This window comes from Pararhizobium sp. LjRoot238 (assembly GCF_964252955.1).
In the GTDB taxonomy this organism is placed as follows: domain Bacteria; phylum Pseudomonadota; class Alphaproteobacteria; order Rhizobiales; family Rhizobiaceae; genus Pararhizobium.
This window is the reverse complement of sequence record NZ_CAXUPP020000001.1, coordinates 1,837,455-1,863,885: the sequence shown is the minus strand read 5'-3', so window position 1 is coordinate 1,863,885 and position 26,431 is coordinate 1,837,455. Positions and strand designations below refer to the sequence as shown.

General features: G+C 61.9%; 26 protein-coding genes. 8 read left to right on the top strand and 18 right to left on the bottom strand.

The annotated features are described in order from the left end of the window. Positions 1-221: 221 nt before the first annotated feature. The 3 genes from ACSQ3F_RS09125 (at position 222) to ACSQ3F_RS09115 (ending at position 4,348) form a co-directional block, all read left to right on the top strand. Positions 222-1,988: a type I secretion system permease/ATPase gene (locus ACSQ3F_RS09125; protein WP_436099919.1), complete on the top strand. Its 1,767-nt coding sequence runs from the start codon at positions 222-224 to the stop codon at positions 1,986-1,988. A 56-nt stretch (positions 1,989-2,044) separates the two neighbouring features. Further along, positions 2,045-3,313: an HlyD family type I secretion periplasmic adaptor subunit gene (locus tag ACSQ3F_RS09120; protein ID WP_436102090.1), complete on the top strand. Its 1,269-nt coding sequence runs from the start codon at positions 2,045-2,047 to the stop codon at positions 3,311-3,313. 126 nt (positions 3,314-3,439) lie between these two features. Further along, positions 3,440-4,348, top strand: coding sequence for a DMT family transporter (locus tag ACSQ3F_RS09115; protein WP_436099918.1), 909 nt, complete (start codon positions 3,440-3,442; stop codon positions 4,346-4,348). On the opposite strand, the gene ung is transcribed toward ACSQ3F_RS09115, so the two are convergent. Continuing rightward, positions 4,333-5,040: a uracil-DNA glycosylase gene (ung, locus tag ACSQ3F_RS09110; RefSeq protein WP_436099917.1), complete on the bottom strand. Its 708-nt coding sequence runs from the start codon at positions 5,038-5,040 to the stop codon at positions 4,333-4,335. The two genes, ACSQ3F_RS09115 and ung, sit on opposite strands and share 16 nt — an antisense overlap. Before the next feature lie 186 nt (positions 5,041-5,226). On the opposite strand from ung, the gene modA reads away from it, so the two are divergent. The 3 genes from modA (at position 5,227) to modC (ending at position 7,858) form a co-directional block, all read left to right on the top strand. Beyond that, positions 5,227-6,021 carry a molybdate ABC transporter substrate-binding protein gene (gene modA / locus ACSQ3F_RS09105; RefSeq protein WP_436099916.1) on the top strand — a complete coding sequence of 265 codons (795 nt, stop codon included), beginning with the start codon at positions 5,227-5,229 and terminating at the stop codon, positions 6,019-6,021. Positions 6,022-6,092: 71 nt separating this feature from the next. Then, positions 6,093-6,794 carry a molybdate ABC transporter permease subunit gene (gene modB / locus ACSQ3F_RS09100; RefSeq protein WP_436099915.1) on the top strand — a complete coding sequence of 234 codons (702 nt, stop codon included), beginning with the start codon at positions 6,093-6,095 and terminating at the stop codon, positions 6,792-6,794. Then, the gene (gene modC / locus ACSQ3F_RS09095) at positions 6,791-7,858 is read left to right on the top strand and encodes a molybdenum ABC transporter ATP-binding protein (protein ID WP_436099914.1); all 1,068 of its coding nucleotides are present in this window, start codon (positions 6,791-6,793) and stop codon (positions 7,856-7,858) included. Before modB ends, modC begins: the two co-directional genes overlap by 4 nt. Here modC and ACSQ3F_RS09090 read toward each other — a convergent pair. The 8 genes from ACSQ3F_RS09090 to ACSQ3F_RS09055 all read right to left on the bottom strand — a co-directional run bounded on the left by ACSQ3F_RS09090 (position 7,833) and on the right by ACSQ3F_RS09055 (position 15,563). Further along, the gene (locus ACSQ3F_RS09090; protein WP_436099913.1) at positions 7,833-8,240 is read right to left on the bottom strand and encodes a winged helix-turn-helix domain-containing protein; all 408 of its coding nucleotides are present in this window, start codon (positions 8,238-8,240) and stop codon (positions 7,833-7,835) included. The two genes, modC and ACSQ3F_RS09090, sit on opposite strands and share 26 nt — an antisense overlap. A 96-nt stretch (positions 8,241-8,336) precedes the next feature. After that, positions 8,337-9,074 (bottom strand): SDR family oxidoreductase, encoded by a 738-nt coding sequence (locus ACSQ3F_RS09085; RefSeq protein ID WP_436099912.1) that lies wholly within the window; start codon positions 9,072-9,074, stop codon positions 8,337-8,339. A gap of 128 nt (positions 9,075-9,202) precedes the next feature. Beyond that, positions 9,203-10,270 carry an ABC transporter ATP-binding protein gene (locus ACSQ3F_RS09080; RefSeq protein WP_436099911.1) on the bottom strand — a complete coding sequence of 356 codons (1,068 nt, stop codon included), beginning with the start codon at positions 10,268-10,270 and terminating at the stop codon, positions 9,203-9,205. Next, positions 10,267-11,094 carry a carbohydrate ABC transporter permease gene (locus ACSQ3F_RS09075; RefSeq protein ID WP_436099910.1) on the bottom strand — a complete coding sequence of 276 codons (828 nt, stop codon included), beginning with the start codon at positions 11,092-11,094 and terminating at the stop codon, positions 10,267-10,269. Before ACSQ3F_RS09075 ends, ACSQ3F_RS09080 begins: the two co-directional genes overlap by 4 nt. Beyond that, positions 11,091-11,993 carry a carbohydrate ABC transporter permease gene (locus ACSQ3F_RS09070; protein ID WP_436099909.1) on the bottom strand — a complete coding sequence of 301 codons (903 nt, stop codon included), beginning with the start codon at positions 11,991-11,993 and terminating at the stop codon, positions 11,091-11,093. Before ACSQ3F_RS09070 ends, ACSQ3F_RS09075 begins: the two co-directional genes overlap by 4 nt. 289 nt (positions 11,994-12,282) lie before the next feature. Next, complete coding sequence (locus ACSQ3F_RS09065) at positions 12,283-13,515, bottom strand: ABC transporter substrate-binding protein (protein WP_436099908.1); 1,233 nt, start codon at positions 13,513-13,515, stop codon at positions 12,283-12,285. Between the two features lie 91 nt (positions 13,516-13,606). Then, positions 13,607-14,509, bottom strand: a complete 903-nt coding sequence (locus ACSQ3F_RS09060) for a sugar phosphate isomerase/epimerase family protein (protein ID WP_436099907.1) — start codon at positions 14,507-14,509, stop codon at positions 13,607-13,609. A 13-nt stretch (positions 14,510-14,522) separates the two neighbouring features. Continuing rightward, positions 14,523-15,563 carry a Gfo/Idh/MocA family protein gene (locus ACSQ3F_RS09055; protein ID WP_436099906.1) on the bottom strand — a complete coding sequence of 347 codons (1,041 nt, stop codon included), beginning with the start codon at positions 15,561-15,563 and terminating at the stop codon, positions 14,523-14,525. Between the two features lie 123 nt (positions 15,564-15,686). Between ACSQ3F_RS09055 and ACSQ3F_RS09050 the strand changes: the two genes are divergently transcribed. Together ACSQ3F_RS09050 and ACSQ3F_RS09045 are read left to right on the top strand one after the other, a co-directional pair. After that, positions 15,687-16,724 carry a LacI family DNA-binding transcriptional regulator gene (locus ACSQ3F_RS09050; RefSeq protein ID WP_436099905.1) on the top strand — a complete coding sequence of 346 codons (1,038 nt, stop codon included), beginning with the start codon at positions 15,687-15,689 and terminating at the stop codon, positions 16,722-16,724. Positions 16,725-16,825: 101 nt separating this feature from the next. Beyond that, on the top strand, positions 16,826-18,157 hold the full coding sequence (locus tag ACSQ3F_RS09045; RefSeq protein WP_436099904.1) for an NAD(P)/FAD-dependent oxidoreductase: 1,332 nt from the start codon (positions 16,826-16,828) through the stop codon (positions 18,155-18,157). Here ACSQ3F_RS09045 and dhaK read toward each other — a convergent pair whose 3' ends face one another. The 9 genes from dhaK to ACSQ3F_RS09000 all read right to left on the bottom strand — a co-directional run bounded on the left by dhaK (position 18,158) and on the right by ACSQ3F_RS09000 (position 26,429). After that, positions 18,158-19,153: a dihydroxyacetone kinase subunit DhaK gene (gene dhaK, locus ACSQ3F_RS09040; RefSeq protein ID WP_436099903.1), complete on the bottom strand. Its 996-nt coding sequence runs from the start codon at positions 19,151-19,153 to the stop codon at positions 18,158-18,160. 93 nt (positions 19,154-19,246) lie between these two features. After that, complete coding sequence (locus ACSQ3F_RS09035) at positions 19,247-19,657, bottom strand: hypothetical protein (RefSeq protein WP_436099902.1); 411 nt, start codon at positions 19,655-19,657, stop codon at positions 19,247-19,249. A gap of 1 nt (position 19,658) precedes the next feature. Beyond that, positions 19,659-21,248, bottom strand: a complete 1,590-nt coding sequence (locus ACSQ3F_RS09030) for a putative PEP-binding protein (RefSeq protein WP_436099901.1) — start codon at positions 21,246-21,248, stop codon at positions 19,659-19,661. After that, on the bottom strand, positions 21,232-21,576 hold the full coding sequence (locus ACSQ3F_RS09025; protein WP_436099900.1) for an HPr family phosphocarrier protein: 345 nt from the start codon (positions 21,574-21,576) through the stop codon (positions 21,232-21,234). The genes ACSQ3F_RS09030 and ACSQ3F_RS09025 overlap by 17 nt, the downstream gene beginning before the upstream one ends. Further along, positions 21,573-21,974 carry a dihydroxyacetone kinase phosphoryl donor subunit DhaM gene (gene dhaM / locus ACSQ3F_RS09020; RefSeq protein WP_436099899.1) on the bottom strand — a complete coding sequence of 134 codons (402 nt, stop codon included), beginning with the start codon at positions 21,972-21,974 and terminating at the stop codon, positions 21,573-21,575. The genes ACSQ3F_RS09025 and dhaM overlap by 4 nt, the downstream gene beginning before the upstream one ends. Further along, the gene (gene dhaL / locus ACSQ3F_RS09015; protein ID WP_436099898.1) at positions 21,971-22,612 is read right to left on the bottom strand and encodes a dihydroxyacetone kinase subunit DhaL; all 642 of its coding nucleotides are present in this window, start codon (positions 22,610-22,612) and stop codon (positions 21,971-21,973) included. The genes dhaM and dhaL overlap by 4 nt, the downstream gene beginning before the upstream one ends. Next, entirely contained in the window at positions 22,609-24,255 is a 1,647-nt protein-coding gene (locus tag ACSQ3F_RS09010; RefSeq protein WP_436099897.1) for a dihydroxyacetone kinase subunit DhaK, read from the bottom strand. Before ACSQ3F_RS09010 ends, dhaL begins: the two co-directional genes overlap by 4 nt. Before the next feature lie 73 nt (positions 24,256-24,328). Continuing rightward, a complete protein-coding gene (locus ACSQ3F_RS09005) occupies positions 24,329-25,339 on the bottom strand; it encodes an ABC transporter ATP-binding protein (protein WP_436099896.1) in 1,011 nt (336 codons plus the stop codon). Beyond that, entirely contained in the window at positions 25,332-26,429 is a 1,098-nt protein-coding gene (locus ACSQ3F_RS09000; protein WP_436099895.1) for an ABC transporter ATP-binding protein, read from the bottom strand. Before ACSQ3F_RS09000 ends, ACSQ3F_RS09005 begins: the two co-directional genes overlap by 8 nt. Between the last annotated feature and the right edge of the window lie 2 nt (positions 26,430-26,431).

Genomic DNA, 26,431 nt, shown 5'->3' with positions numbered 1-26,431 from the left:
TAGACACAATAAATATTTTCGAGAAACGCGGCGGAAACTATGGCAATGTTCAGAAAGTTCCATAAAGAACGCGAAAAATTCATATATTTAGCGCAAAAGAGCCGGAAACGACGGCGCAAAAGCATGTTCCCCAGGCGACAGACCCACGGGTCATGCGACTTTAATTGTGGCACACTGGTGCATTCCATTGAGGCGGCAGACGTCTCGCGAGGACCTCTACAGTGAAACATTCGAAAAATAACCAGAGCATTACGGATCCGATTCAGGCCTTGCGCGACTGCAAGATGGCCTTCGTCGGCGTGTTCATTGCAAGCGCTCTTGTCAATATTCTCTACCTCACGGGCTCCTTCTTCATGCTGGAGGTCTATGACCGGGTACTGCCGAGCAGAAGCATCCCGACCCTTATCGCGCTCTGCTTGCTGGCTCTGTTGCTCTATGCTTTCCAAGGTGCCTTCGAAATGGTGCGCGGCCGCATGTTCGTGCGAATTGCCGGCGCGCTCGATGAAGCCGTGAGCGGCCGCATCTATCGCGCCGTGGTTCAGGCTCCGTTGAAATTGCGCACGCAGGGCGACGGCCTGCAGGCATTGCGCGATTTCGACCAGATCCGCTCGTTCCTCTCGGGATCAGGCCCGGCAGCTTTCCTCGATCTGCCCTGGCTGCCGCTTTATATCGCCATCTGCTTCATGTTCCATTACTGGATCGGTATCGTCGCGGTCGTCGGCTCGATCATCCTGATCACGCTGACGTTCCTTACCAATCGCGGCACCCAGGCGCCCTCCAAGAAAGCATCGGAGGCCGGCAACCAGCGCAACGCCTTCGCTCAGTCCTCGCAGCGCAATGCCGAAGTCATGCAGGCGATGGGCATGCTCGGCCGCATGTCACAGCTCTGGGACCTGCGAAACAACAATTACCGGGAACAGAACCGCGAAACGTCCGACGTCGGCAATGGCTATGGCGCGCTCTCCAAGGTGTTCCGCATGGCGCTGCAATCCGCAGTTCTCGCCACCGGCGCCGTTCTTGTCATCGAGGGCTCGGCTTCTCCGGGCATCATCATCGCCGGTTCAATCCTGACGGCACGTGCGCTTGCCCCGGTTGAACTGGCGATCGGCAACTGGCGCGGTTTCGTTTCCGCCATGCAAAGCCGGCAGAGGCTGAAGGATCTGCTGACCGCTCTGCCGGAGCGCGACGCGCCGCTGGAACTGCCCGTGCCGAAGGAAAAACTGAGCGCCGAAAATCTCGCCGGCGGCCCGCCCGGGGCGCAGCGCCTGACCTTCGCCGACGTCAATTTCGCCGTGCAGGCCGGCAGCGCGCTCGGCGTCATCGGCCCAAGTGCTTCGGGCAAGTCATCGCTCGCTCGCGCGCTGATCGGCATCTGGCCATGCTATCGTGGCTCTGTCCGGCTTGACGGTGCTGCGCTCGACCAGTGGGATACCGACAGGCTGGGCCGCTATATCGGCTATCTGCCGCAGGATGTCGAATTGTTCGCCGGTACCGTAGCACAGAACATCGCGCGTTTTGCAGACAACGCCACGGCCGAGGCCGTCGTTTCCGCCGCCCGCGCCGCGCGCGTCCACGATCTCATTCTGAAACTGCCGAACGGCTACGAAACCGAAATCGGCGAAGGTGGTGCGGCGCTTTCCGCCGGCCAGCGCCAGCGTATCGCGCTGGCACGCGCCCTCTACGGCGACCCCTTCCTGGTGGTTCTCGACGAGCCCAACTCCAACCTCGACGCCGAAGGCGAGCAGGCGCTAACCGAATCGATTATGGGTGTGCGCGCCCGCAGCGGCATCGTCATCGTCGTCGCCCACCGACCGAGTGCGCTTGCCGCCGCCGATATGGTGTTGATGATGAGCGAAGGACGGATGCAGGCCTTCGGGCCGAAGGATCAGGTGCTTGCGCAGATCCTGCGCAAGCAAGACCGCCAGCCGCAAATTGCCGGCCCCGCCTCGCTGAAAGTCGTGGGTGAAGGACAGGAGTCCGCATCGTGACCGATATCTCCGTGGAAACAAAACCGGTGAACTCCCGCCGTTCACTCGCCCGGCACATGACCGCCGTCTCGATCCTTGGCCTCGCCCTCGTCGTCGGTGTTGGTGGCTGGGCGGCAACGACCGAACTGTCGAGCGCGATCGTGGCTGCCGGCACCGTCGTGGTCGAGAACAACGTCAAGAAAATCCAGCACCTGACCGGCGGCATCGTCGGCGACGTACTGGTGAAGGAAGGCGATAGCGTCACCGCCGGGCAGACCCTGATCAAGCTTGATGGCACGACCGTTCGCGCCAACCTGTCGATCGTGCAGAACACCCTGGCGCAGCTTTACGCCCGCCGCGCCCGCCTGCTGGCCGAGCAGACCGGCGCCGACGAATTCACCATCCCGGAAGACCTGAACGCGCTCACATCAGGCTCAAGCACACCTGCCGCCCTTCTCGAAGAAAGCGAGCGCAAGCTCTTCATCAGCCGCAAGAACGCGCTTGTCGGCATGAAAAGCCAGCTCGCATCGCGCAAGGGCCAGCTGGCCGACGAAACCAAGGGCCTGACGGTTCAGCTGGGTGCCATCGAGGATGCGCTGAAGCTGATCGGTGAGGAACTGTCGGGTCTCGACAAGCTCTATGGCCAGGGCCTCGTTTCCATGCAGCGGTTGACCGAACTCAAGCGCGACCGCGCCCAGCTTGAAGGTGATCGCGGTGCGCGCATCGCCGCCCGGGCACAGGCCGCTGGCAAATCCAGCGAGATCGACCTGCAGATCCTGCAGCTTGATGAGGACCGCCGCACCGAGAACGCCAAGGAACTGACTGATGTCGAGGGCAAGATCGCTGAATACGAAGATCGCCGCGTCGCCGCCCAGGACCAGCTCAAACGCCTCGACATCACCTCGCCGCTGGAGGGACGGATCTACCAGCTCGCCGTGCATACGGTGAACGGCGTCATCAATCCCGGTGAGGTGTTGATGCTCGTCGTCCCTGGCGCGGACGGCCTGACGGTCGAGGCTAAGATCGCCACGCACGACATCGACCAGATACGCTTGGGGCAGCCAGTTGAAATCCGCTTCAGCGCCTTCAACCAGCGCACCACGCCGATCGTCGAGGCCGAAGTCGTCACCATCGCGCCGGACCTCGTCACCGACGAGCGTACCGGCGTGACCTACTATCCGCTGCGCATCAAGCCGAAGCCGGAAAGCCTTGCCCAGTTGAAGGGCCTGTCGCTCTATCCGGGCATGCCCGCGGAGGTCTTCATCAAGATCGCCGACCGCACCGTGCTGTCCTACCTCGCAAAACCGCTGACCGAACAGATGCAGCATACATTCCGCGAGGAATAGGCTGCGCGGCAACACGCGCGGCGCCACGTCGCGCGTGTTGCCGGAAAACGCCTGTTCGAAACATTCCATGCTGCGCTGCAAAAATGGCGTGGCCGCGCGCTCCGCTGCACGTGTAAGACCGTTCTCATGACTTCGAAGCGAACCGGCTACATCTTCGTCCTGCTTGCGATCTCGATTTTCTCGATTCAGGACGCGATTTCCAAGCATTTGGGCGGCCTCTATCCACCCGTCCTGATCACCATGATCCGCTACTGGGCCTTTGCCGCTTTTGCAATCGCGCTCGCCGCACGGTCACGAGGCGGTCTTTCGGCTGCGGCGAAAACGAAGAGGCCGGTCCTGCAGATTTTGCGTGGTGTCCTGCTTGCCTTCCAGATCGTCATCGTCATCTTTTCGTTTGCCACGGTCGGCCTTGCGCATTCGCAGGCGATCTTCTCCTCCGGGCCACTTTTCGTCGCCCTTCTCTCAATGCCGATTCTCGGCGAGCGCGTCGGCTGGCGGCGTTGGACGGCGATCATCATCGGCTTGCTGGGCGTTCTCTTGATCCTGAAACCGGGCGGCGGCAACTTCGATCTCAAGCTTCTTATCCCGATCTCGTCATCGCTGATCTTTGCGATCTACGTGATCTCGACGCGGCTGGTCAGCCGCGACGATACCGCCATGACGAGCTTCTTCTACACGGGCGTCGCTGGTGCCGTGGCGATCACCGCCGTCGGCCCCTTCTACTGGACGCCGCTCGCACTACAGGACTGGGCCTGGATGCTACTGCTCTGCATCACCGGAACGACCAGTCACTTTTTCCTGATCAAGGCCTATGAACTGCTCGACGCGGCCGAAGTCCAGCCGCTGACCTATCTTCAGCTCGTCTTCGCCTCGATCATCGGCGTCGTCATATTCGGCGAAACGATCGGGCTCAATGTGATTGCCGGATCGGCTGTCGTCGTCTGCGCCGGGATTTTCACGGTCTGGCGCGAAAGTGTCGTCGCCCGCAGGAAGGCCAAATCGCCGGAACCGCCATCCTCTCAGACGCTGACTTGAGCCTCGGGATTGGCTGGCAGCGCCCATTCGATGGGCTCGCGCCCATTCGCAACGAGGAAGTCGTTGGCCTTGGAAAAGGGCTTGCTGCCGAAGAAACCGTTATGGGCTGACAGCGGCGATGGGTGCGGCGAGCGGATCACGAGATGGCGCGACCGATCGACGAAAGCAGCCTTCTTCTGTGCATAGGATCCCCACAGGATGAAGACGACCGGATGCTCCTGCTCGTTGATCGCACGGATGATCGCATCAGTGAACCGTTCCCAGCCCTTGCCCTGATGGGACGCCGCGATCGCGCGCTCAACCGTCAAAACGCTGTTGAGCAACAGCACACCCTGACGCGCCCAGCTTTCGAGAAAACCATGGCGGGCGGGCGGAATGCCGAGGTCGCTCTGCAATTCCTTGTAGATATTCACGAGCGACGGCGGCAACCGCAGGCCGGGTTTGACGCTGAATGACAGCCCGTGCGCCTGGCCCTCGCCATGATAGGGATCCTGCCCGAGAATGACGACTCGCACCTTATCGAGCGGCGTAAGGTCGAGGGCTCGGAAATACTCCGGTCCCTTGGGGAAAATCTGTTTGCCGTTGCGTTTTTCCTGGAGGAGGAATGCCTTCAGCTCGGCCATGTAGGGGCTGGAGAATTCCGGCACCAAGACGGCTTTCCAGCTTTTCTCGAGCTTCACATTCGATTCCATTGCGTTTTCCGGCCTCTCCATTCCCGTCCGTCGGGCGCCGCCGAATTTAACGCCGGAATGGTCCATGGCAAGCGTGAACGTCAAGCAGCTGCGAATGACTTTCAATATATTTGCTGAAATATAATGCTAGCCAATCGCGATACACCGTTATATCTACAGGAATATCTCGACCATTGGGGGAACCGCATGCGCACAGAACGTCGAACCTTGCTGAAATTTCTTGGAGCCACCATCGCTGCTCTCTGGATCAGCGGAATGCCGCTGGTGCAACCGGCAGCCGCGGCGGAAAAAGTTACCGTCTTTGCTGCGGCCAGCCTGAAGAACGCGCTCGATGCCGTCAACGCCGAATGGCAGAAGGAAACCGGCACGGAAACGACCGTCTCCTACGCTGCAAGCTCGGCGCTCGCCAAGCAGATCGAGGCCGGCGCGCCGGCCGATGTCTTCATCTCGGCCGATCTGGCCTGGATGGACTATGTTGCCGAAAGGAAGCTGATCAAGGACGACACACGCGCCAACCTGCTCGGCAACCGCCTCGTGCTGGTGACCGGTAGCCAAGACGCCGCTCCCATTGATATCAAGCAAGGCTTCGACCTGAAGGGCCTGCTTGGCGACGAGAAACTTGCGATGGGCGCCGTCGATTCCGTTCCTGCCGGCAAATACGGCAAGGCCGCGCTCGAAAAGCTCGGTATCTGGTCTTCCGTCGAAAAGAATGTGGCCGGCGCAGAAAACGTCCGCGCCGCCCTTCTTCTGGTTTCCAAGGGCGAAGCACCCTATGGTATCGTCTACCGGACGGATGCCGCCGCTGACAAAGGCGTGAAGATTGCCGGCACCTTCCCCGAAGACAGCCATCCGCCGATCGTTTACCCGATTGCCATCACGGCCGAGAGCAAGAACCCGGACGCTGCTGCTTATGTCGATTTCATCAAGTCGGCCAAGGCTGCGGCTCTCTTCGACGCGCAGGGCTTTACCATCCTGAAATAAGGATGGGGCGCGCTCTATCCGCCAATGGACAGAGCGCCTATCGTCTGCCGCCAACGACGGGAGCACGGCATTTGGATTGGCTGATTTTGAGCGACGCGGAGTGGACGGCGATCCGCCTTAGCCTGCGCGTGTCGTTTGTCGCCATGTTCGCCAGCCTGCCCTTGGCGATCGGCGTTGCGTTGATCCTGGCGCGCGGCCGCTTCTGGGGAAAAGCCGTCGTCAACGGCATCGTTCACCTTCCGCTGGTCCTGCCGCCGGTCGTGACCGGTTTTCTTCTGCTGATCCTGTTTGGAAAACGCGGGCCGATCGGCGCGTTTCTCGCCGAATACACCGGCCTTGTCTTTTCCTTCCGCTGGACGGGGGCAGCACTTGCCTGCGCCATCATGGCCTTTCCGCTGATGGTGCGCAGCATCCGGCTATCGATCGAGGCGGTCGACCGCAGGCTTGAGCAGGCGGCCGCAACGCTGGGAGCCGGCCCTGTCTGGGTTTTCCTGACGGTCACGCTACCCCTCGTCCTGCCCGGCATCATTGCCGGCATGATCCTCGCTTTTGCCAAGGCGATGGGGGAATTCGGCGCGACGATCACCTTCGTTTCCAATATCCCCGGCGAAACCCAGACGCTTTCCTCGGCGATCTATACCTTCACGCAGGTTCCCGGCGGCGACGCCGGCGCGTTTCGCCTGACGATCTTTTCCATCGTCATCTCCATGGCAGCACTGATGGTCTCGGAAGTTCTTGCAAACCTCGCGGCGAAGAAGGTGGACGTCGCATGAGCCTTGAGGTCGATATCCGCCATCGCCTTGGCGCGTTCTCCATCGAGGCTGCATTCTGCGCGGATAGGGGCGTGACAGCGCTCTTCGGTCGTTCCGGATCGGGCAAAACCTCGCTGATCAACGCCATTGCCGGGTTGCTGCACCCCGATCGCGGTCGGCTCGCGTTCAACGGCGATGTTCTGGTCGATAGCGAGGCCCGTGTTTTTGTGCCGCCGCACAAACGCCGCTTCGGTTATGTCTTTCAGGAGGCGCGGCTTTTCCCGCATTTGAGCGTCCGGCACAATCTCGGCTATGGCCGCTGGTTTGCAAGGCACACGCATAAAGAACCGAATTTTAACAGGATCGTCGATCTGCTCGGCGTCGGCGCACTTCTGGACCGAGCACCGGCAAATCTATCGGGCGGCGAAAAACAGCGCATCGCCATCGGCCGGGCGCTGCTCTCCAACCCGCGCCTGCTGTTGATGGACGAGCCACTGGCCGCGCTCGACGACGAGCGCAAGGCGGAAATCCTGCCCTATCTGGAACGGTTGCGGGACGAAACGGGAATTCCGATCGTTTATGTCAGCCACTCGGTCGCCGAAGTCGCGCGTTTGGCCAACAGGGTCATCGTGCTCGAAAGCGGCCGGATCAGCGCGTCCGGGGATGCGGCGACGATCTTGAGCGCACCATCATCGGCAGTCAGCCGCCGCGAAGCGGGTGCGCTGATCGAGGGTATTGTCGGCCACACGGACGCCAAGCATCAGATCACGGTCATTCGCGCAGGCCGCGTGCAGATCCGGGTGCCGCATCTGGATGCTCCGGCCGGAAAGGCGGTGCGCCTCCAGATCGCGGCCCGCGACGTGATGCTGGCCACCAGCCGGCCGGAAGGCCTGAGCGCGCTCAACATCCTGCCGGGCACGATCGTGAGGGTCGGCGAGGCGGTACAGGGCATGGTGGATGTGCGTCTGGATTGCGGCGGCGTGACGATCATGTCTCGGGTAACCACGCTTTCGCGCGACCTGCTCGGCCTGCAGGCTGGCAAGCCGGTTCACGCCATCATCAAGAGCGTTGCGCTGGATCTGTGACCGGATTACCGGCCGGCGGCGTGTGGGGATTGCGGTTGCTCTCCAGCCAGGCCAGTTCTCCCGAAAGTGCCGCCTCCGCCTTTTCCTCCATCGCCCGGAAACGGCGGATCAGTTCTTCTCCGAAAGGCGTGACGACCGCGCCGCCGCCCTGTTTTCCGCCGCGCTGCGACAAGACCGCATCCTCCTTGAACATGCCGTTGAGAGCGCTCACCAGCAGCCAGGCCCGCCGATAGGACATGTCCATGGCGCGGCCCGCCGCGGAAATCGAGCCGGTCTCGCGGATGTGTTCGAGCAGCGCAATCTTGCCCCGCCCCAGCCGCTCGGCATGAGGAAAATCGATCCTCAGCACGGGATGGAGACCGGTGGATTCTTTCGGTGTCATGCGATTGCTGCGCGCCTTCCCTGGATCGGCCAAGACTATCGCCCCCGTCTGCATATGTATAGCAGCAGCGCCCCAAAAGGACGGCAGTTCGCGAGACTACAGGCTCATGCCGCCGTCGATGACGTGCACCTGGCCCGTCGTATAGTTGGAAACATCGCTGCCGAGATAGACGGCAAGCGCCGCGATTTCCTCCGGCTGACCGATGCGCCCCATCGGCTGGCGGGCGATGAAGGCGGCGCGGGCTTCCTCATAGTTCCCTTGCGCCTTCATCCGCTCCTCGAGTGAGGGCGATTGCACCGTGCCGGGCGCGATCGCGTTGCAGCGTATGCCCTGCTTGATGTAGTCGAGGGCGATCGACTTGGTGAGGCCGATCACCGCCGCCTTGCTGGCCGAATAGGTGAAGCGGTTCGGCACGCCCATGGGGACGCCGGCGACCGACGACATGTTGATGATCGAACCGCCACCGTTTGCGATCATGCCCGGCAGGAAGGCGCGGATGAGCCGGAACATCGACTTGACGTTGAGATCGAAGGCGAAATCATAGTCCCGCTCGCTGGCCTCGAGGATCGTACCGGCGTGGACGACACCGGCGCAGTTGAACAGGACGTCGATGGTTCCGGTCTCCGCCGCAAAGGCAGAGATCGCATCCGCATTCATGACATCGAGTTTCGCGACGTTCATGCCAAGGGCGGAAAGCTCGGCCAGTTTTTCCTCGTTGATGTCGGTCGCCGTGACGATCGCACCTTCCCGCTGGAACGCTTCGGCTGCGGCGCGGCCGATGCCTTGCGCTGCTGCCGTGATCACGGCGCGTTTGCCGGCCAGAAGTCCACCCATGTCATTCCTCCCTGTCGCGGCTATGGTCCGCATCCGTTTGCCGACAAGGAACATCGCGGGGTCCCCGCTTGTCAAGGGCAGGAAACGTATTTTTATACAGAAAAAACCAAACTCGGTTTAATCTGGCTTCAGACCCTCAAACCCGTCTCGCTGTCAAAGACATGCACATCTCCAGGGCGGATCGATACGTCGATGACGTCACCGGCTCTGACCGGCCTGCGGGTGGTATCGACAATCGTCACCTCCGTCGCGGTCGAAGTGGTGATATAGGTCGCAGAGCCGGTGGTCTCGACGATCCCGACCGGCAGGCGGAAGACGCCCTGCCCCGGCTCGACGAAATGCAGATGCTCCGGCCGAAGCCCCGCCGTCACCTTGCGGCCGGGCTGGAGCTGGCGATCGAGCGCAATGGTCTGCTTTTCGCCGACATCGACCGCCAGCGAGCGGCCATCCTCGCCGACCATCGCAGGCACGAAGTTCATCGCCGGCGAACCGATGAAGCCGGCGACGAATTTATTGGCTGGCCGGTCATAGAGTTCCAGCGGTGCGCCCTGCTGCTCGATCACGCCGTCCTTCATCACCACCACATGGTCGGCCATCGTCATCGCCTCGATCTGGTCATGCGTCACATAGACGGAAGTGGCGTGCAGGCGGTCGTGCAAAGTGCGGATTTCCTTGCGCATATGGACGCGCAGCGCCGCATCGAGATTGGACAGCGGCTCATCGAACAGGAAGGCCTTTGGATGACGAATGATGGCGCGGCTCATGGCGACGCGCTGGCGCTGGCCGCCCGAAAGCTCGCGCGGATACCTCTTGAGGAGGTGCGACAGGCCTGTCGTCGCCGCCACGTCTTCGGCTGCTTTCTTGGCCTCGGCCTTGGCGACACCGCGAATGCGAAGGCTGTAGGTGAGGTTCTGCTCGACGGTCATGTGCGGGTAGAGCGCGTAGGACTGGAACACCATGGCGATGTCGCGCTTGCGCGGCGGCACCTTGTTCATCAGTTCACCGGCAATCTTCAAGTCGCCCGTCGAAATGCTCTCAAGCCCGGCCAGCGAACGCAGCAGCGTAGATTTGCCGCAGCCGGAAGGGCCGACGAGCGCGACGAAGGTCCCCTTCTCGATGCTGAGATCGATATTCTTCAGCGCGTGGTAGGCACCGTAATATTTGTTCACTCCCGAGAGTTCGATCTGCTTGGTCATTTGATGGCTCCCGAGGTAAGGCCGGAGACGATGCGCCGCTGCAGCAGCACGAAGATGGCGAGGATGGGGGTCACGTACATCGTGGCGTAGGCCATGATGTTGTTCCACTCATTGGTGTTCGGTCCCATGAAGGAATTAAGCCCGACGCTGGCGGGTTGCAGTTCCACGGCCTGGATGATCGACTTCGAATAGACGAACTCGCCGAAGGCCTGCATGAAGATCAGGATGGCGCTGACGAGAATGCCGTTGCGGGCAAGCGGCAAAACGATGTTGAAGAAAGCGCCCACACGCGAGTTGCCGTCGACCAGTGCCGCCTCTTCCAATTCCATCGGCACGGCCATGAAGGTGGCGCGCACCAAGACGACGAAGAACGGCATGCTCTTGGCGGCAATGGCGATGATGACGGCAAGTCGAGGATACTCAAGCATGCCGATCTGCGAGAAGCCGACGAAGATCGGCGTGATCATCAAGGAGGCCGGCAGGACCTGCAGCATGAGGATCAGGAACAGGCCGATGTCGACCCAGACATTGCGGTAGCGCGCCAGCACATAGGCGCAGCCGACGCCGAGCACCGTGATCAGCACCACGGCTCCGGAGGCGATGACCAGCGAGTTCCAGAGATAGCGCCCCATGCCCCGGCTTTCCCAGACATAGGCATAGGTGCTCCACTGCGGCACGGACGGCCAGAAAGTCGGCGGCGTGGCGAACATCTCCGATCCGCTTTTAAGCGCGGTGATGTACATCCAGTAGAGCGGAAAGAGGTAAATCGCCGCCATGACGATGGCGATCACGAACATCAGACGGTTGCGGGCAGTGTCGCTCATCCGCGCACCTCATGACGTGTCGAGCGGACATAGACGACCGAGGCGATCATGACGAAGATGATCATCAGGACCGAAATCGTCGCGCCCTTGGCAAAGTCATACTGCCGGAACGACTGCTCCCAGGCCCAGTATTGCGTGACATTGGACGAATTGTTCGGCCCGCCGGAGGTGATCGCCGCGAAGAGGTCGAATTGCTGCAGCGTGAAGATCAGGCCGAGCGCGATGATGGCGCCGATGGTGGAGCGCATCATCGGCAGGGTGATCGTCCAGAAGCGTTGCCAGGCATTCGCGCCATCGAGTTCAGCGGCCTCGTAGAGATCAGCGGGAATACCCGCGAGGCCGACCGAGAGGAGGATCATGTTGAACGCGGTGCCGAGCCAGATATTGGCGATGATGACGGCAGAGAGCGAATAGTTCGGATCGGAGCGCCAGAAGATATTGCCGGAAATGATGCCGCTTTCCCTCAGAATGAAATTGAGGACACCGAAGTCACCCGACAGGATCCAGTTCCAGATGGCGCCGACGACGAGGCCCGGCATGACCCAGGAGACGAGGAACAGGCCGCGCAACCAGGAGGCGCCGGGAAAATTGACCCAGAAGAACAGCGCGAGCCCGAAGCCGATGAGAAACTGTCCGGCGATCGAGCCGGCGACGAAGATCGCCGTATTGGCAAGGATCGGCATCGTTTCCGGCTGGGCGAACAGATCGCGATAGTTCTTCAAGCCAACAAAGGGGCGCAGGAACGTGCCGAGGCTGAACATGTCGACCTCCTGAAAGCTCATCAACACGTTATAGAGCAGCGGCAGCCCCGCCATCAGAAACAGGAAGCCGAGCGGGAAGGCGACCAGCACGATATCGAAACCGCGGCCGTCCCTGACGCTGGACAGGAGCCTCTTCATGGGACCTCCGACGTCCCGAACGGGGCTGCCGGGCGCTTGTGCGGACGACAACCCCTTCCGGGAGGAAATGCTGGATGGCGCGTGAGCCATCCGGTTTGATTTCTTCTCCCCAGAGGGAAGAAGGCGCCCCGCAGGACTAGATGAGGGAGAGTGCGGCATAGGCTGTCCTCAATTGTGCCCGGGGCAGTCGCGTCGACCGACGCTCACATCCCCTCATCGTCTCGCTCTTCTCGGCTCTTCTCCCAGCCGGGGGAGAAGAGCATCAAGAGCCGCTTCATCGTCTGTCAGATCAGCCCAGGACAGCCTTGATCTTTTCGGCTGCCTGATCAAGCGCGTCCTTCGGGGTCGCCTGACCGGTCAGCGCCGCCTGGATCGCATCCTGGATGGCCTTGGAGATCTTCGGCCATTCCGGATGCGGGCCGCGGGGCTTGGCGTGTTTCAGCTGTTCGAGGAAGACCTTGAGAGCCGCGTCCTTGAGTGGCTCGCCGGTCTCGGGGATCGAGATGTCGGAACGGGCCGGAAGCTGGCCGTAGTTCTTGAACATCTTGTCGTCCTGCGACGCGAAATATTCGAGCGCCTTGAAAGCTTCCTGCGGATGCTTGGAGGAAGCGAAGATCGCCCAGTTGAAGTCGCCCATGGCCGAGGAGCGTTCAGCGCCTTCCTGCGGCACCGGAAGCAGCGTCACGCCCCAGTCGAACTTCGCCTCCTGCGTCATGCGGTCGAGTTCCCATGGGCCGGAGATCACCATGGCGGCGTTGCCGGAATTGAAGGTACCGGTCGAATCCCACTGGCCACGCGTCAGCGTGTCGGGCGAAGCGAGTTTCTCATCGATGATCGTCTTCCAGATTTCGAGCGCTTTTACAGCGCCTTCGGTATTGATGTTCTCATAGCTGCCACCACCCATCTGCGCCCAGGGCAGGAACTGGAACGTGCCCTCCTCGTTGGCCTTGGCAGAGAATGCAAGACCATAGACGTTGGCGGCTGGATCGGTCAGCTTGCGCGCCGCATCCACCAGTTCGTCCCAGGTCTGCGGCGGCTTGTTCGGATCAAGCCCCTTCGCCTTGAACATGTCCTTGTTGTAGTAAAGCGCGATCGTGTTCGTCGCCTTCGGCACGCCGTAATATTTGCCGTCCCACTCGACCGATTTCAGCGGCCCGGGGAAATAGTTCTCCGGCTTGATCACGGTCGATGTCGAGATCATGTCGGTGAGATCGAGGAAGGCGCCGCGCGACGAAAACAGCGCATGTTCCGGATTGTCGATGGCGATGATGTCCGGCGCCTGCCCGGTCGAATAGGCGCGCATGGCCTCGCTGACCACATCATCGAACTGGATCTGCCGATACTCTATCTGGATGCCGTTGTTGAGCTTGTTGAAGTCGGCCACCAGATTTGGCGCCGGCTGAATATCACGGTCGAGAGACCAGACAGTAAGCTTGACGTCTTCCGCCTTGGCGGACAGGCCAAACAGCGACACGCCTGCAAGCGCCAGCGCACCGATGACTGCATATTTGCGGATACCCATAGTTTCCTCCTGTTGGTTATCCTTATCGGCCGTCATCCTCCATGCCGGCCTTCCTCAGTCCATTTCAGTCCCTTCAGACCGGCCTGACCGGTCAGGCTGGATCGACGACGAAGTCGCCGCCCCGGCAAGCCTTCAGATAGTTGAGGCCGTGAACCTGGCCGGTCATTTCCAAAGCATCGCGATAGACCGGATCATGCCAGCCTTCGATGTCGATGGAACCGGACCAGCCGGCAAGCCGCAGCTCGGAAATAACGTCCGTCCAATTGGTGTCGCCGAAACCCGGCGTGCGCATGAAGACGAACTTTTCCTTGCCGAAAATGCCGTGCTCGCGGATGACATCCCAGCGGATCGTCGCGTCCTTGCCGTGCACATGGAAAATCTTATGCGCCCATTTGCGGATCTGCGGGATGGGCTCGATCAGATAGACCATCTGGTGGCAGGGCTCCCATTCGAGCCCGATATGGTCGTCCGGCGTTTCGTTGAAGATCAGTTCCCAGGCGTCCGGATTGTGCGCGATATTCCAGTCGCCTGTCGCCCAGTTGCCGTCCATGGCGCAATTCTCGAACGCGATCTTCACGCCCTTGTCGGCGGCGCGCCTGGCAAGTTCGCTCCAGATTTCCTTATAGCGCGGCAGGCTGTCGGTCAGCGGTGCATTGCGAATCCTTCCCGTAAAGCCCGCAACGCAGGTGGCGCCGAAGTGATGGGCATTGTCGATGCAATCCTTCCAGCCCTGCAGCGTGTCGCGATCGATATCCGTCGTCTCCAGCGGATTGCCGAACATGCCGAGCGTCGAGATGGTGATGTCGCGATCGCCGATCGCCTCGACGCAGCGCTTGCCGAGTTCGGCGAGGTTCTGGCCGTTGGTCGTCTGCCAGAAGAAGGGCTCGAAGCTCTCGAAACCCATGTCCGCGACCTGCCCGATGCGTGTCGCAGCCTTGCCGCCGGATGCGCTGATCATGGTGCCGATGCGGATGGCTTTTGCCGGATTGCTCATGAAATTGTCCTGTTCATAGGGTCACGCGCTGCCGGGTGCGGGCGCTTTCGATCGCCGCGAACACCATGGCAAGGCTGTTGATATTGTCGTTGCTCACCGTTTCGGGCGTGCGGCCGGTTCTGATGGCAGCAAGAAAATCGGCGATGACGCTGGCATGGCCATGGGTCTCTCCCTCATTGGCGGGCTCGGGTACCGGAATGGCATCGACCGGCCGAAGGAAGCCCTCCGTTCCCGCCACCCTGCGCGCCTGGAAATCCTCGGCGCCGTCCCAGAGCAGCGTGCCCTGCGTGCCGATGACCCGCCACTGACTTTCCCAACTGGTATTGGCACCTTCGGCACACCACGAGCCGCGATAGGTAAAGGTGACGTCATCCTTGAATTCGAAGATCGCATTGGCTGCGGCACCATGCGCATACCACGAGCCGCGCGGGTTGCTTTCTTGGCAATAGACGGCGACCGGCACCTTGCCGGCAACGAAGCGGGCGGCGTCGAACGTGTGGATCGCCATGTCGAGCAAAAGCACGTTGTCCATCTCTTCGCGAAAACCGCCGAAATGCGCACCGATGAAGAAATCGCAGTGGATGGCCGTGAGTTCACCAAGCACGCCGCTTTCGACCAGCCGGCGGATGCGGCGAATGCCCGATATGAAGCGGCGGTTCTGGACGATGGCATGGACTTTTCCGGCGGCGGCAGCCTGAGCGATCATTGACCGCCCCTCCTCGATCGAGGAGGCCATCGGCTTCTCGCTCAGCACATGGCATCCATGCGCCAGAGCGGTTGCGACGACGTCGTGACGGGCGGCGGGAATAACGACGTCGAAAACCATGTCTGCCGAGGTTTCTGCTAGTACGGCCCCGAGGTCGCGACCGATGACGGCATCGACCAGACCGAACTCTTCTGCAAGCGCCTTTGCCGCCATCGGGTTGACATCAACGAGGCCGACGACATCAACCGCGGCTCTGATTTCAGGGGTGTCCGCGATCGCTTTCAGCCAGCCTTTGGCCATAGCTCCGCATCCGCACAAAACTGCACGCAAAATGGGATTCTCCTCCATAAAGTCTACGGTTTTCGCTCCTTTTCGATCACCGTAAACGTTTACGGTACTATGAACGAATTTTGAAACGTGTCAATAGATGGACATCGGGCATACCGAGATCGCACGTTGAAAGCGGCTGGAATGACGGGCATACGCAGGCTTGCACAACATCTGGACATTTCCATCGGAACCGTGTCGCGGGCGCTGAACGGGCGGCCGGACGTGAACGAGGAAACGCGCAAAAGGGTGCTCGAGGCCGCAGCCGAACTTGGCTACGTGCCCAACCAGTCCGGCCGCAGCCTGCGCCAGGGCACCACCAATATCATCGGCTTCATGATGCAGACCGGAGCCGAGATCACCGGTCAGGGCGACACCTTCTTCATGAGCGTTTTCGACGGTGTGCAGACGGTCTTCGCCCGCCATCATCTCGATCTCGTCGCACTCCTCTGCTCGTCCGAGGAAGACCCGGATGACTACCTCCGGCGCGTGGTCGCCCGCGGCTTCGCCGATGGTCTCATCCTCTCCGCGACCCAGCGGCACGACCCCCGGCTGGAGTTCCTGGCCAAGCGCAAGATCCCCTTCGCAACGCTCGGGCGCAGCCTAACCGATGTCGGTCAGCCCTGGCTCGATCTCGATTTCGAGGGCATGGCGCAAACCGGGATCGACAGGCTGGTAGCAAAGGGCCACCGGCGAATCGCAGTCACCCGGCCCCATGACGATACAAATCTCGGCTATCTCTTCGTCGACCAGGCCGCCAGCGCACTTGCCGCGCATGGCCTCTCCCTGGATCCCGATCTCATCTTCCGCTCGACGCCCAACGAGGCAGGCGGATATCAGATTGCCCGTGATCTGCTCTCGAAGAAGGACAGACCGACCGCAATCGTGCTGGTCAACGAAACCAATGCGATCGGGTTCTATCGCGGATTGAACGAAGCCGGCCTGAAGCCGGGGCGCGACATTGCCATTATCGGGCGTCACAGCCCGCAATCGCATTTTCTGTCGCCGAGCCTCACCGGCTTTGCCCTTTCGCGACGCGATCTCGGCATCGCGCTCGCCGAAACGCTGCTGGCGACGATGCCGGCTTTCAGCCATTTTTACCCGAACGCGGAACTGCGGAAGATCTGGCGGGAAGAACTGATTGAAGGCGAAAGCGACGCCTTCACATTGCCTCACGACTGATTGGCAGCAGACCCGGGCTCAGCAAGTCTTCGCGACTTGAACGCCGGCAATATCCGGTGCAAATCGGACAGGCTCTCCTCTGACACTGGAAATCAACTCACATGCCCGGACCGACACTCGACCCGATTGAAACCGATCACATCCTGCCCAAGAAAGCCGGCGTCGTCGTCATCGGCGGCGGCATCATCGGGACAAGCACCGCGCTGTTCCTTGCCGAACGCGGCATCGATGTCGTGCTGTGTGAAAAGGGCGTTCTCGGCGGCGAACAATCGAGCCGCAACTGGGGCTGGGTCCGGGTCATGGGCCGCGACCGGCGGGAAGTTCCGCTGGCGATCGAATCCTTGAAAATCTGGGACGGGCTCGATGCGCGTATCGGCGGTCAGACCGGGTTCCACCGTTCGGGGATTATCTATATCTCCGAGAACGAAACGGATATCGCCAACCGCGATGCCTGGCTGAAACTTGCTCAGGCCCACGGGCTCGACACGCGCCAGATCGGCCCCGACGAGACGGCTGCCGTAATGCTGGGCTCCGGGCGGCGGTACAAGGGCGCGCTCTACACGCCAAGTGATGGCCGCGCAGAACCGCAAAAGGCAGTGCCGGCGATTGCGATGGGCGCGCGCCGGGCCGGTGCCCGCATCGTGACAGGCTGCGCCGTACGCGGCATCGAAAAAAGCGCTGGCCGCATCAGCGCCGTCATCACCGAGAAGGGCCGCATCGAGACGTCCGCCGTCGTGCTCGCCGGCGGCGCCTGGTCGCGTCTGTTCTGCAAGGGGCTTGGCATCCGGCTGCCGCAACTGAAAGTGCGTAACTCGGTGCTGCGCACCAGCGCGGTGAACCGAGGGCCGGATGGCGCGGGTGCCGCCGCGACCTTTGCCTATCGGAAGCGGCTGGACGGCGGCTATACCATCGCCAATGGCGGCATTAACATGCATGCGCTGGTGCCGGACAGTTTTGCCTTCTTCCGCGATTTTCAACCCGCCAGGAAGGCCGAGCGCGACGCGGTGCAACTGGGTCTCAGCGCTCGAAGCTGGCAGGAACTGTTCGAAACCGCCGCCGTCCCCCTCGACCGGCCCGGCGCATTCGAACGGCACCGGATTCTCGATCCGAAACCAGATGGCAGAGCCGTCTTGAACGCGCTCCGGGCGGCCACGGAAGCCCTGCCGGTGCTGCGCGATGCGAAAGTGGAGCAGATCTGGGCGGGCCTGATCGATGTCACACCGGATGCAGTCCCGGTGATTTCCACGCTCGACAGTCTTCCCGGGCTGGTTATCGCAACGGGCTTTTCAGGCCACGGCTTCGGCATCGGCCCAGGTGCGGGGCACCTCACTGCCGATCTGGTCACGGGCAACACGCCAATCGTCGATCCCTCGCCGTTCCGCTTCAGCCGCTTTTCCGATGGAACGCCGATCGAAATCGCGCCGCCAGTCTGATTACCAGCGCAGCGATGCGGTCAGAACCGGCGCATCCCAAAGCGCTGTCAGGCGTTTGTCCAGCACAGTGACCGTAATCGACACGCCGGCCATATCGAGCGATGTGACATAGGTTCCGACAAGGCTGCGGGCGACCGTCGCGCCATGCCCTTCGAAAAAGACCTGCGCGAGACCAAAGACAAGATAGAGTTCCGACAACGGCGTTCCGCCGAGACCGTTGACGAACAGCAGGACCGATTGTCCATCGAGCGAACCGAAGTCTTTAAGAATATGTCCGCAGATCAGATCGACGATCGCCGATGCATCTTTCATCTGGTCGCGCGAGCGGCCGGGCTCCCCATGGATGCCGACGCCGACTTCCATCTCGTTCGGCCCGAGCACGAAGGTTTCGCGCGAGGTCTGCGGCACCGTCGTGCCCTTGAGCGCCACGCCCATCGTCCGCGTTGCGGCGACGACGGTCTCGCCGAGCGCTTTCAACTCTTGCAGATCGGCACCGCCCTGCGCGGCAGCCCCAACGACCTTTTCGACGACGAGCGTGCCTGCGACACCGCGCCGGCCCGTCCCCCGCGCCGATCGCTCGACGGCGATATCGTCATTGACGATGACCGTCTCGATGCGATGTGTTCCGCCAGCCATCGCCATTTCGGCGGCCATCTCGAAATTCATCACGTCGCCATCGTAATTCTTGACGATCAACAGCGTGCCTGCGCCGCTGTCCGTTTCGCGGATCGCGCTCAAAATCTGGTCGGGCGTTGGTGAGGTGAAGACATATCCAGTGCAGGCAGCATCCAGCATGCCGTGACCGACAAAGCCGGTGTGCATCGGTTCATGGCCAGCGCCACCGCCGGAAATGACCGCGACCTTGCCCGGCTTCAGCACACGGCGGCGGACGTGCTTCTTCCCCTCGCCGAACAGAACGATATCGCCATGCGCGGCAACGAACCCCTCCAGGCAATCCTGCGCCAGCGTCCCGGCGCCGTTCATGAATTTTTTCATCTTCGGCTCCCAGCAGCAATGCTACCCGAGCGGGGAGAATATTCCAGTGGCGTTGTGAGCACGATGCCAAGGTCGAACGAATGGGAGAGCATCTCAGTCTCCCTCGCCGGACAGAAGGACGATCCTCTGGATGAAATCCTGGACGGCCTCGTCAAGCATCCGGTTTTTCCGTTCGTCACCGAAATCAGCGACCATCAGCGTCAATTGCCGGAGGCCGCCGGCATGGCCGAGATCAGGCAACTTGCCCGGATGCGCCACTTGATAGGCTTCGAGGAAACGGTCCTGCTCGGCCTTGCTGACATGGCAGACCTGGAAGATCGTCGCCAGGTGCCGTGCCGGCAGCGGTGTGGCATAGCCCGGGCTGGTGATCTGCGTGACGAAGCTGCGATGTTTGCCCAACGCCGCCGCGAGACGCTGGCGCGTGCCGGAGGGCCGGTTGTCGATGATTGCGGAGAGGATAGCCTTGTACGCCGTGATGGCATCTTCGCTTACGTCGCGTGCCATGTCAGCCTTCCATCCTTGCCTGCGCCAGCACCGCCTTTACGGCAGGCAACTGTGATGGAGCAACGGAAATCTGCCGTATGCCGCTCGCGATCAGCGACGGCAGCAATGCGGGGTCACCGGCGAGGTCTCCGCAGATACCGATCGGTTTGTCCATGTCATGCGCGATCCTGACCGTCTGTGCGATCAGCCGCAACAAGACGGGGTTTGCCTGATCGTACAAGTTCGCGACGGAAACGTTATCGCGCGCGCAAGCCGTCAGAAATTGCGCGAGATCATTGGTGCCGAGCGAGAAAAAGTCGGCCGCTTCGAACGTGTCAAGCATGATCGCCGCAGCCGGAACCTCGACCATCATGCCGATGTCGAGAACCCCTATGTCGATATCTCGCCGGAGCAGGCCCGCCGCTTCCTCCTCGAAAACCCGGCGCGTATCCTCAACCTCGCTGGGGAAGGTGACCATCGGCAACAGCACCTTCAGCGGCCCCAATGCCGCAGCCCGTAAAAGCGCCCGGGCCTGGATCCTGAGCATCGCCGGCATCGCCAGAAGGAGGCGGATACCGCGCAGACCGAGAAAGGGATTGCGCTCCTCGAGACCGAACCCACCGAGCGGCTTGTCTCCGCCAAGATCGAAAAGACGGATGGTGACCGGCTTGCCGGCGGCCCAATCCAACATTTCGACATAGAGGTGGAACTGCTTTTCCTCATTCGCCAGATCCGCGGCCGCCGACAGGAGAAACTCCGTTCGCGACAGCCCGATGCCGTCGCAGACACTCGAGTCGAGGCCATGAATCTCGGCGATATCGCTGATGTTGACCAAGACCTCCAAGCGGCCCGCTGGACGACCGGCGAAGGATGGAAGCTCAAACCGGGCCGGTATCTCCGGCGCCGTTTTTTCTCCCATCGCCGCGATTGCGATATCGGCACCGCCTGGATGTACGATGACGAGACCGGTGCCGCTGTCAACCAGAACCGGGGCCGCGGGCTCGATAGCAAGGCCGCCGACACCGACAACCATCGGCACCCCTTTGGCGCGGGCAAGCAGCGCCACATGGCTTGCCGTGCTTCCGGCTGCAAGCGCAATGCCACCGCCCCCGGTCCAGTCATGGGCGAGAAAAAGACTGGGCGCCATGTCCTTGCCGACGAAGATCGATCCCTTGGGAAAGTCGGCAGGCGGCCTGCCTTCGAGGATGCGAAGAACCCGATCGCGGATATCGATGACATCGACTGCCCGCGCCCGAATATCGTCGTCTTCCGACTGCTCGAACCCGGCAATATATTCCTCGAGAGCCGTCACCCAGGCGAGCGCCGCATTCTGTCCCTCGGCGATATGCTCGGCCGCCATGTCGCCGATCACCGGATCGCGCAACATCTCGACCTGGAATTCGAGGATGTTCGCGCTCGACCGATCGGTCCGCGCCATCAAATCTTCGAGGGAACTGGCGGCCTCATCAATCGCACTTCTGAGAAGATCGAATTCCAGCGAAGGCGACACGCCGCCGTCGACGGGGTTCCACGGTTCCGAAGGCACGTGCGCCGGACCAATCGCATGCCCTTGGCCATTGCCTTGACCCTGCAGCCTAAGCGCCCCGGACATGTGGTCTTTCCTCGCCAAGATCGTTGACGAACAACGCTTCGAGAACCGAGATCGCCTCATCGGCCCTCAGGCCATGCGCCCTGATCCTGAGCGTCGATCCCTTGCGGATGCGCGCGCCCATGACCTTGACGATGCTTTTGGCATTGAGCCAGAGGCCGGAGCGATTGACCTCGATCTCGATCACACAGGGGAAGGATTTGGCAAGCCGGGTAAAGGTCACCGAAGGCCGCGCATGCAGGCCGACGCCATGCGTAATCTGCAATTCGACGGAGGCGTGACCACCCGCAGAACCCGTTGCCCCATAGACGCCGTGTCGCTTGTCCGTCATGACGGGGAAAGCTCCTGCGCTGTCGCCACCACCTTTGCCAGCGATGCCCCGCCGGAGGCTTCCGCGGCGGCGATCACGGCCCCTTCGACGATCGGCGCATTGCAGATAACGATGCGTGCCGCCCGCGCCTTGCCGATCATTTCGATCGCCATTTCGCTGTTGGTTTCCGCCCCGCCGAGATCGACGAAGATCGCCACTCCGGCGTCCGACCAGGCCTCCTCGATCGCTTTGAGGATCGCACCTGGGTCGGTGCCCAGACCGCCGGCCGGATTGCCGCCGCACCAGGCGAGCGGCACGCTGTCACCGACCATCTGGCGCACCATGTCGGCAGCGCCCCTTGCCACAAGCGGCGAATGGGAGACGATGACGATGCCGACATTCTCGCTCCTGTTCGTCATGCCGCACCTGCCTGTGCCAGTTCACGGCAGACGGTCTGGCAAAGAAGCGCACAGCTGGCTGCACCAGGGTCCATATGCCCGACCGACCGCTCGCCAAGGAACGAGGCGCGCCCGCGCATGGCCTTCATGTCGATGGTCCTATCGGCAAAACCCTGAGCTTTTTCCGCAAGGTGCTGGAGAGGCGCGCCCCTTATCATCGCCGCGCTGAAGGGATAAAGAACGTCGAGCAGGGTTTTCTCTCCGGGGGACGATTTTCCGCGCCGCGCGACGGCGGCCACGGCCTGTTGAAAGACATCAGGAAATTTTGCTGGCAGCGGCTCGGCAGCCAGGCCCTTGCCGATCTCCATGAGCAGCGTGCCATAGAGCGGTCCGGCTGCGCCGCCGATGCTCATCACCAGGATCGTGCCTGCGGCAATCATCGCTTCGGAGACTGGCATTGCGGCAAGCTGCCGGCTCTCCGCCGCCAGAGCCTCCAGCCCGCGCCGCATATTGGTGCCATGATCGCCGTCGCCGATCGCACGATCGAGGTCGCATAGATGGGTTTCGTGTTCCGCAACCACATTCCGGCAAGCCTCGATCACGCGGCAAATCAGGGCCGCTTGATCGATGGCAGAGTTCGGCGCGCGGACAAGGATCATGCGGGCTCCAGGATACCGGCGACAGCCGCAAAAACCTCGGCCACGGCATGGGCGCCCGGGTCCATCACCCCGTCGAGATCACTCTCGCCGATATAGGCGGAGCGGCCTGCCTTCGCCTTGCGCATCGCCTTGGTGGCTTCGGCCCCCTTGCGGGCAGCATCGGCTGCGGCTCGGACACCGCCCACTGCCATTGCATGAAGCGCCGGAGACAGCGCATCGACCATGGTGCGATCGCCCGGATGAGCGCCGCCGTAGAAGGTCATGCGCTCGAGCCCGGCGAGCAGGGATGCAGCAAGGCCCCTCCTGTCCCCGCTCGCCTTGCCCGCCGCAGTAAAGAAGATCGACAGAAGGACGCCGCTCGAACCACCCATCGCGGTCGAAAGCGTATCGCCGATAACAGCAAAAAGCGCTGCCCTGTCGGCAAGGGGCAGACTGCTCGTTTGCGCCAGGATGCTGCGGGCGCCGGTGGCAACCGTCGATCCGGTATCGCCGTCACCGGCCTTGGCATCCAGCCGGTTCAGCTCCGGCTCAAGCGAAATCAACCGGTCGCAGATGGCGGCAAGCACACGCCCGGTCTCTGCATCATGGCTTGCCACAGCCGTTGCCGCCAAGCTTTCGGCCTTCGGGGCAGGCACGATGGCAACGGAATGCGGCACGACCGCCGGCAACCAGGCGTGAGGTGCGACATCAGAGAGAAGCGCTGCCTCGCGCTCGGCGTCGAGTCGGATGAGGGACAAGGAGAAGCCGTTCATGTTCAGCGCCGTCATCATCGGTCCCGGTCCGATCGCAAGGGCAACCCGGCCTGCAAACGGAGAGGAGAGCACCGCGTTGGCGATCAGCGACATTTCCACCGGCGGAACGGCACCGAGATTGTTGATGAGAAGCGCATACAGCCCATCCGGCTTCATCGCCGCCGACAAGCGTTCCGTCATGATAGAGACAATGCTGTCGGCCTGCTGGACGGTTATCTTTTCCACTCCCGGCTCGCCATGGATGCCCAAGCCGAGCTCGCCCTGGTTTTCACCCAGACGATCCTCATAGGGCCGGCCGGGAATGGAGCAGGAGGAATAGGAGACGCCGAGCGAAACGATATCGGCCGCGGCCGCCTTCGCTCCGGCGGCGACGGTGGCGAGGCTCTCGCCGCGTTCGGCCAGATGACCGGCAATCTTGTGAACGAAGAGCGTGCCGGCGACGCCACGCGGCTGGTTAATATCCGGCAGGGCGATATCGTCGGCGACGATGACCATCAAGACCTCGAAACCCTCGGCGCGCGCCTTTTCCGCCGCCAGGCCGAAGTTCAGCCGGTCGCCGGTATAGTTCTTGACGACCAGCAGGCAGCCAGGCGCTCCGGTCACCGCCCGGATCGCGGTCAGGACGGCATCGACGCTGGGAGAAGCGAAGATTTCGCCGGAGACGGCCGCCGTCAGCATGCCCCTGCCGACGAAACCCGCATGGGACGGCTCGTGCCCTGCACCACCGCCAGAAATCACTGCGACGCGGGACTTGTCCCAGTCGGCACGCATGATCACCTTGATATCGGGATAGCTGTCGAGCCGGGCAAGCGTTCCGGGCGCGGCGGTCCGCAACAGACCGTCGAGAGCCTCGATGACGATGTTTTCCCTGCGGTTGAAGAAATGTTTCATGGGGCTCATCCAGTCCGTTTTTCGTTCCGCATCCTTCCGCTTGCGCTAGAGGGATGCAACCTCCCGTTTCTGTTTATACAAGCCGTTGTCCGTCAGCGCCGAAATAGAGTGGATCCCTCAAGGTCAGCATGATTTTGTCGCCGGGACTGACCGGAACATAAGGATTGGCAAGTGTTACCAGCTTGTGGCCGGATATGCGCATATGCAGGTGGCTCTGGTCGCCCAGATGCTCGATCCAGTCGATCTCGGCATTGGCATTGCCGTTCGCGGCGCGAATTTCCAGATGCTCGGTCCGTGCTCCGATCGTCTTCGTCCCCATCGGCGGCCGCCCGCCGGGGACGAGCCCTTCCGGGATGAGATTAATGTGCGGCTGGCCGAGCCGTGCCGCGACATGCAGGTTGACCGGATTGCTGTAGATATCGCGCGGCGTACCGAGCTGAACCAGTTCGCCATCCTTGAGGATGCCGATCCGGTCTGCCATCGTCATCGCCTCGATCTGGTCATGGGTGACGTAGAGAAGCGTCGACCCGAGTTCATTCTGGATGCGTTTCAGTTCCAGCCGCAACTCCGCCCGCAGCTTGGCATCGAGCGACGACAGCGGTTCGTCCATCAGATAGATCGCCGGCTTGCGCACCAATGCCCTGCCGATGGCAACACGCTGCATCTCGCCGCCCGACAGACGGGTCGAGCGATTTTCGAGCTTGTGGTCGATCCGCACCATCTTTGCCACGTCGCGGACGCGCCGGTCGATTTCATCGGCGCTCAGACGGCGCGCCGGCGAACGCAAGGGGAAGGCAAGGTTCTCATAGACCGTCAGATGCGGGTAGAGCGAGTACTGCTGGAAGACGAAGGCGACATCGCGCCCCGCCGGCGCCGCACCCGCCATGTCCTGCCCGCCGATCGACACCCGGCCGCGATCCGGCTTTTCCAGGCCCGCGATCAGCCGCAAGGTTGTCGTCTTTCCGGCTCCGGTCGGGCCCAGCAGCACGACGAATTCGCCGTCGCGGATGGTCAGTGTCAGGTTACGCACAGCGTCGGATTCGCCGAAGGACTTGCTGATGTTCTGGAGGGATACCTCAGCCATGACGGGCCTCCGCATAGAGAGATGATTTGACGGCGCGGCCGGAAGCGCAGTCGAACAGCGATAGTTTTTCGCTGTTGAGTTCGAGGCCGACCGTTTCGCCGATCCGGAATGTCCGGTCGGCCGGCACACGCGCCTTGAGAAGCCCCTTGGCCGTCTCGACAGCAACGATCTGGTTGGTGCCGAGATATTCCGCGCCGTAGACCGAGCCGCGCAAAGGCGAACTGTCACTGAAACGGATATGCTCCGGCCGGACACCGAGCGCCAGTTCGCTAACCGCGAGATCCTGATGCACCTCGGGCAAAGTGATCTCGACACCATCCAGCGAAACCGAGCGGCTGCCCTTCCGAACGCCCGCCGTAAACTTCAGAAAATTCATCGGCGGCGAGCCGATGAAATCGGCGACATACATCGAAACCGGCCGGCTGTAGATCTCCTGCGGCGTTCCGAACTGTTCAATGATGCCGTGATTCATCACCGCGATCTTGTCGGCCATCGCCATCGCCTCGTGCTGGTCGTGGGTGACATAGACGGTGGTGGCGTGGATGCGATTGTGCAGCTCGCGCAGCTCGTGCACCATCACGTCGCGGAATTCGGCGTCAAGCGTGCCGAGCGGCTCATCCATCAGGAAGCATTTCGGCCTGCGCACGATCGCCCGCCCGAGCGCGACGCGCTGCCGATCGCCGCCGGCCAGTCCGGACACGGGGCGGTCGAGAATATGGCTGATCTGCAGAAGCCTCGCCGTCTCTTCCACCCGCGACCGGATTTCCGCCTTCGGAACGCCCTGCGACAGCAGCGGAAAGCCGATGTTCTTGCGCACGTTCATATGTGGATAAAGGGCAAAGAGCTGGAAGACGAAGGCGATATCGCGGGCGCTTGCCCGGTTGAAGGTTACGTCTTCACCGTCGAGAAAAATCTTGCCGCTGGTCGGCAGTTCCAGGCCGGCGATCATCCGCAGCGTCGTCGTCTTGCCGCAGCCCGATGGCCCGAGCAGCGCCAGGAACTCGCCGTCGCCGACGGTGAAGCTCGAATCCTCCACCGCGACGAAATCGGCGAATTGCTTGCGCAGGTTTTCGATCCGGATCTCAGCCATGG

What these genes read in the sequence shown, in the direction of transcription:
- ACSQ3F_RS09120 (WP_436102090.1), top strand. Translation starts at nt 2,045, where the DNA reads ATGACCGCCGTCTCGATCCTTGGCCTCGCCCTCGTCGTCGGTGTTGGT.
- ACSQ3F_RS09115 (WP_436099918.1), top strand. Translation starts at nt 3,440, where the DNA reads ATGACTTCGAAGCGAACCGGCTACATCTTCGTCCTGCTTGCGATCTCG.
- ung (WP_436099917.1), bottom strand. Translation starts at nt 5,040, where the DNA reads ATGGAATCGAATGTGAAGCTCGAGAAAAGCTGGAAAGCCGTCTTGGTG.
- modA (WP_436099916.1), top strand. Translation starts at nt 5,227, where the DNA reads ATGCGCACAGAACGTCGAACCTTGCTGAAATTTCTTGGAGCCACCATC.
- modC (WP_436099914.1), top strand. Translation starts at nt 6,791, where the DNA reads ATGAGCCTTGAGGTCGATATCCGCCATCGCCTTGGCGCGTTCTCCATC.
- ACSQ3F_RS09090 (WP_436099913.1), bottom strand. Translation starts at nt 8,240, where the DNA reads ATGACACCGAAAGAATCCACCGGTCTCCATCCCGTGCTGAGGATCGAT.
- ACSQ3F_RS09085 (WP_436099912.1), bottom strand. Translation starts at nt 9,074, where the DNA reads ATGGGTGGACTTCTGGCCGGCAAACGCGCCGTGATCACGGCAGCAGCG.
- ACSQ3F_RS09080 (WP_436099911.1), bottom strand. Translation starts at nt 10,270, where the DNA reads ATGACCAAGCAGATCGAACTCTCGGGAGTGAACAAATATTACGGTGCC.
- ACSQ3F_RS09075 (WP_436099910.1), bottom strand. Translation starts at nt 11,094, where the DNA reads ATGAGCGACACTGCCCGCAACCGTCTGATGTTCGTGATCGCCATCGTC.
- ACSQ3F_RS09070 (WP_436099909.1), bottom strand. Translation starts at nt 11,993, where the DNA reads ATGAAGAGGCTCCTGTCCAGCGTCAGGGACGGCCGCGGTTTCGATATC.
- ACSQ3F_RS09065 (WP_436099908.1), bottom strand. Translation starts at nt 13,515, where the DNA reads ATGGGTATCCGCAAATATGCAGTCATCGGTGCGCTGGCGCTTGCAGGC.
- ACSQ3F_RS09060 (WP_436099907.1), bottom strand. Translation starts at nt 14,509, where the DNA reads ATGAGCAATCCGGCAAAAGCCATCCGCATCGGCACCATGATCAGCGCA.
- ACSQ3F_RS09055 (WP_436099906.1), bottom strand. Translation starts at nt 15,563, where the DNA reads ATGGAGGAGAATCCCATTTTGCGTGCAGTTTTGTGCGGATGCGGAGCT.
- ACSQ3F_RS09050 (WP_436099905.1), top strand. Translation starts at nt 15,687, where the DNA reads ATGACGGGCATACGCAGGCTTGCACAACATCTGGACATTTCCATCGGA.
- ACSQ3F_RS09045 (WP_436099904.1), top strand. Translation starts at nt 16,826, where the DNA reads ATGCCCGGACCGACACTCGACCCGATTGAAACCGATCACATCCTGCCC.
- dhaK (WP_436099903.1), bottom strand. Translation starts at nt 19,153, where the DNA reads ATGAAAAAATTCATGAACGGCGCCGGGACGCTGGCGCAGGATTGCCTG.
- ACSQ3F_RS09035 (WP_436099902.1), bottom strand. Translation starts at nt 19,657, where the DNA reads ATGGCACGCGACGTAAGCGAAGATGCCATCACGGCGTACAAGGCTATC.
- ACSQ3F_RS09030 (WP_436099901.1), bottom strand. Translation starts at nt 21,248, where the DNA reads ATGTCCGGGGCGCTTAGGCTGCAGGGTCAAGGCAATGGCCAAGGGCAT.
- ACSQ3F_RS09025 (WP_436099900.1), bottom strand. Translation starts at nt 21,576, where the DNA reads ATGACGGACAAGCGACACGGCGTCTATGGGGCAACGGGTTCTGCGGGT.
- dhaM (WP_436099899.1), bottom strand. Translation starts at nt 21,974, where the DNA reads ATGACGAACAGGAGCGAGAATGTCGGCATCGTCATCGTCTCCCATTCG.
- dhaL (WP_436099898.1), bottom strand. Translation starts at nt 22,612, where the DNA reads ATGATCCTTGTCCGCGCGCCGAACTCTGCCATCGATCAAGCGGCCCTG.
- ACSQ3F_RS09010 (WP_436099897.1), bottom strand. Translation starts at nt 24,255, where the DNA reads ATGAAACATTTCTTCAACCGCAGGGAAAACATCGTCATCGAGGCTCTC.
- ACSQ3F_RS09005 (WP_436099896.1), bottom strand. Translation starts at nt 25,339, where the DNA reads ATGGCTGAGGTATCCCTCCAGAACATCAGCAAGTCCTTCGGCGAATCC.
- ACSQ3F_RS09000 (WP_436099895.1), bottom strand. Translation starts at nt 26,429, where the DNA reads ATGGCTGAGATCCGGATCGAAAACCTGCGCAAGCAATTCGCCGATTTC.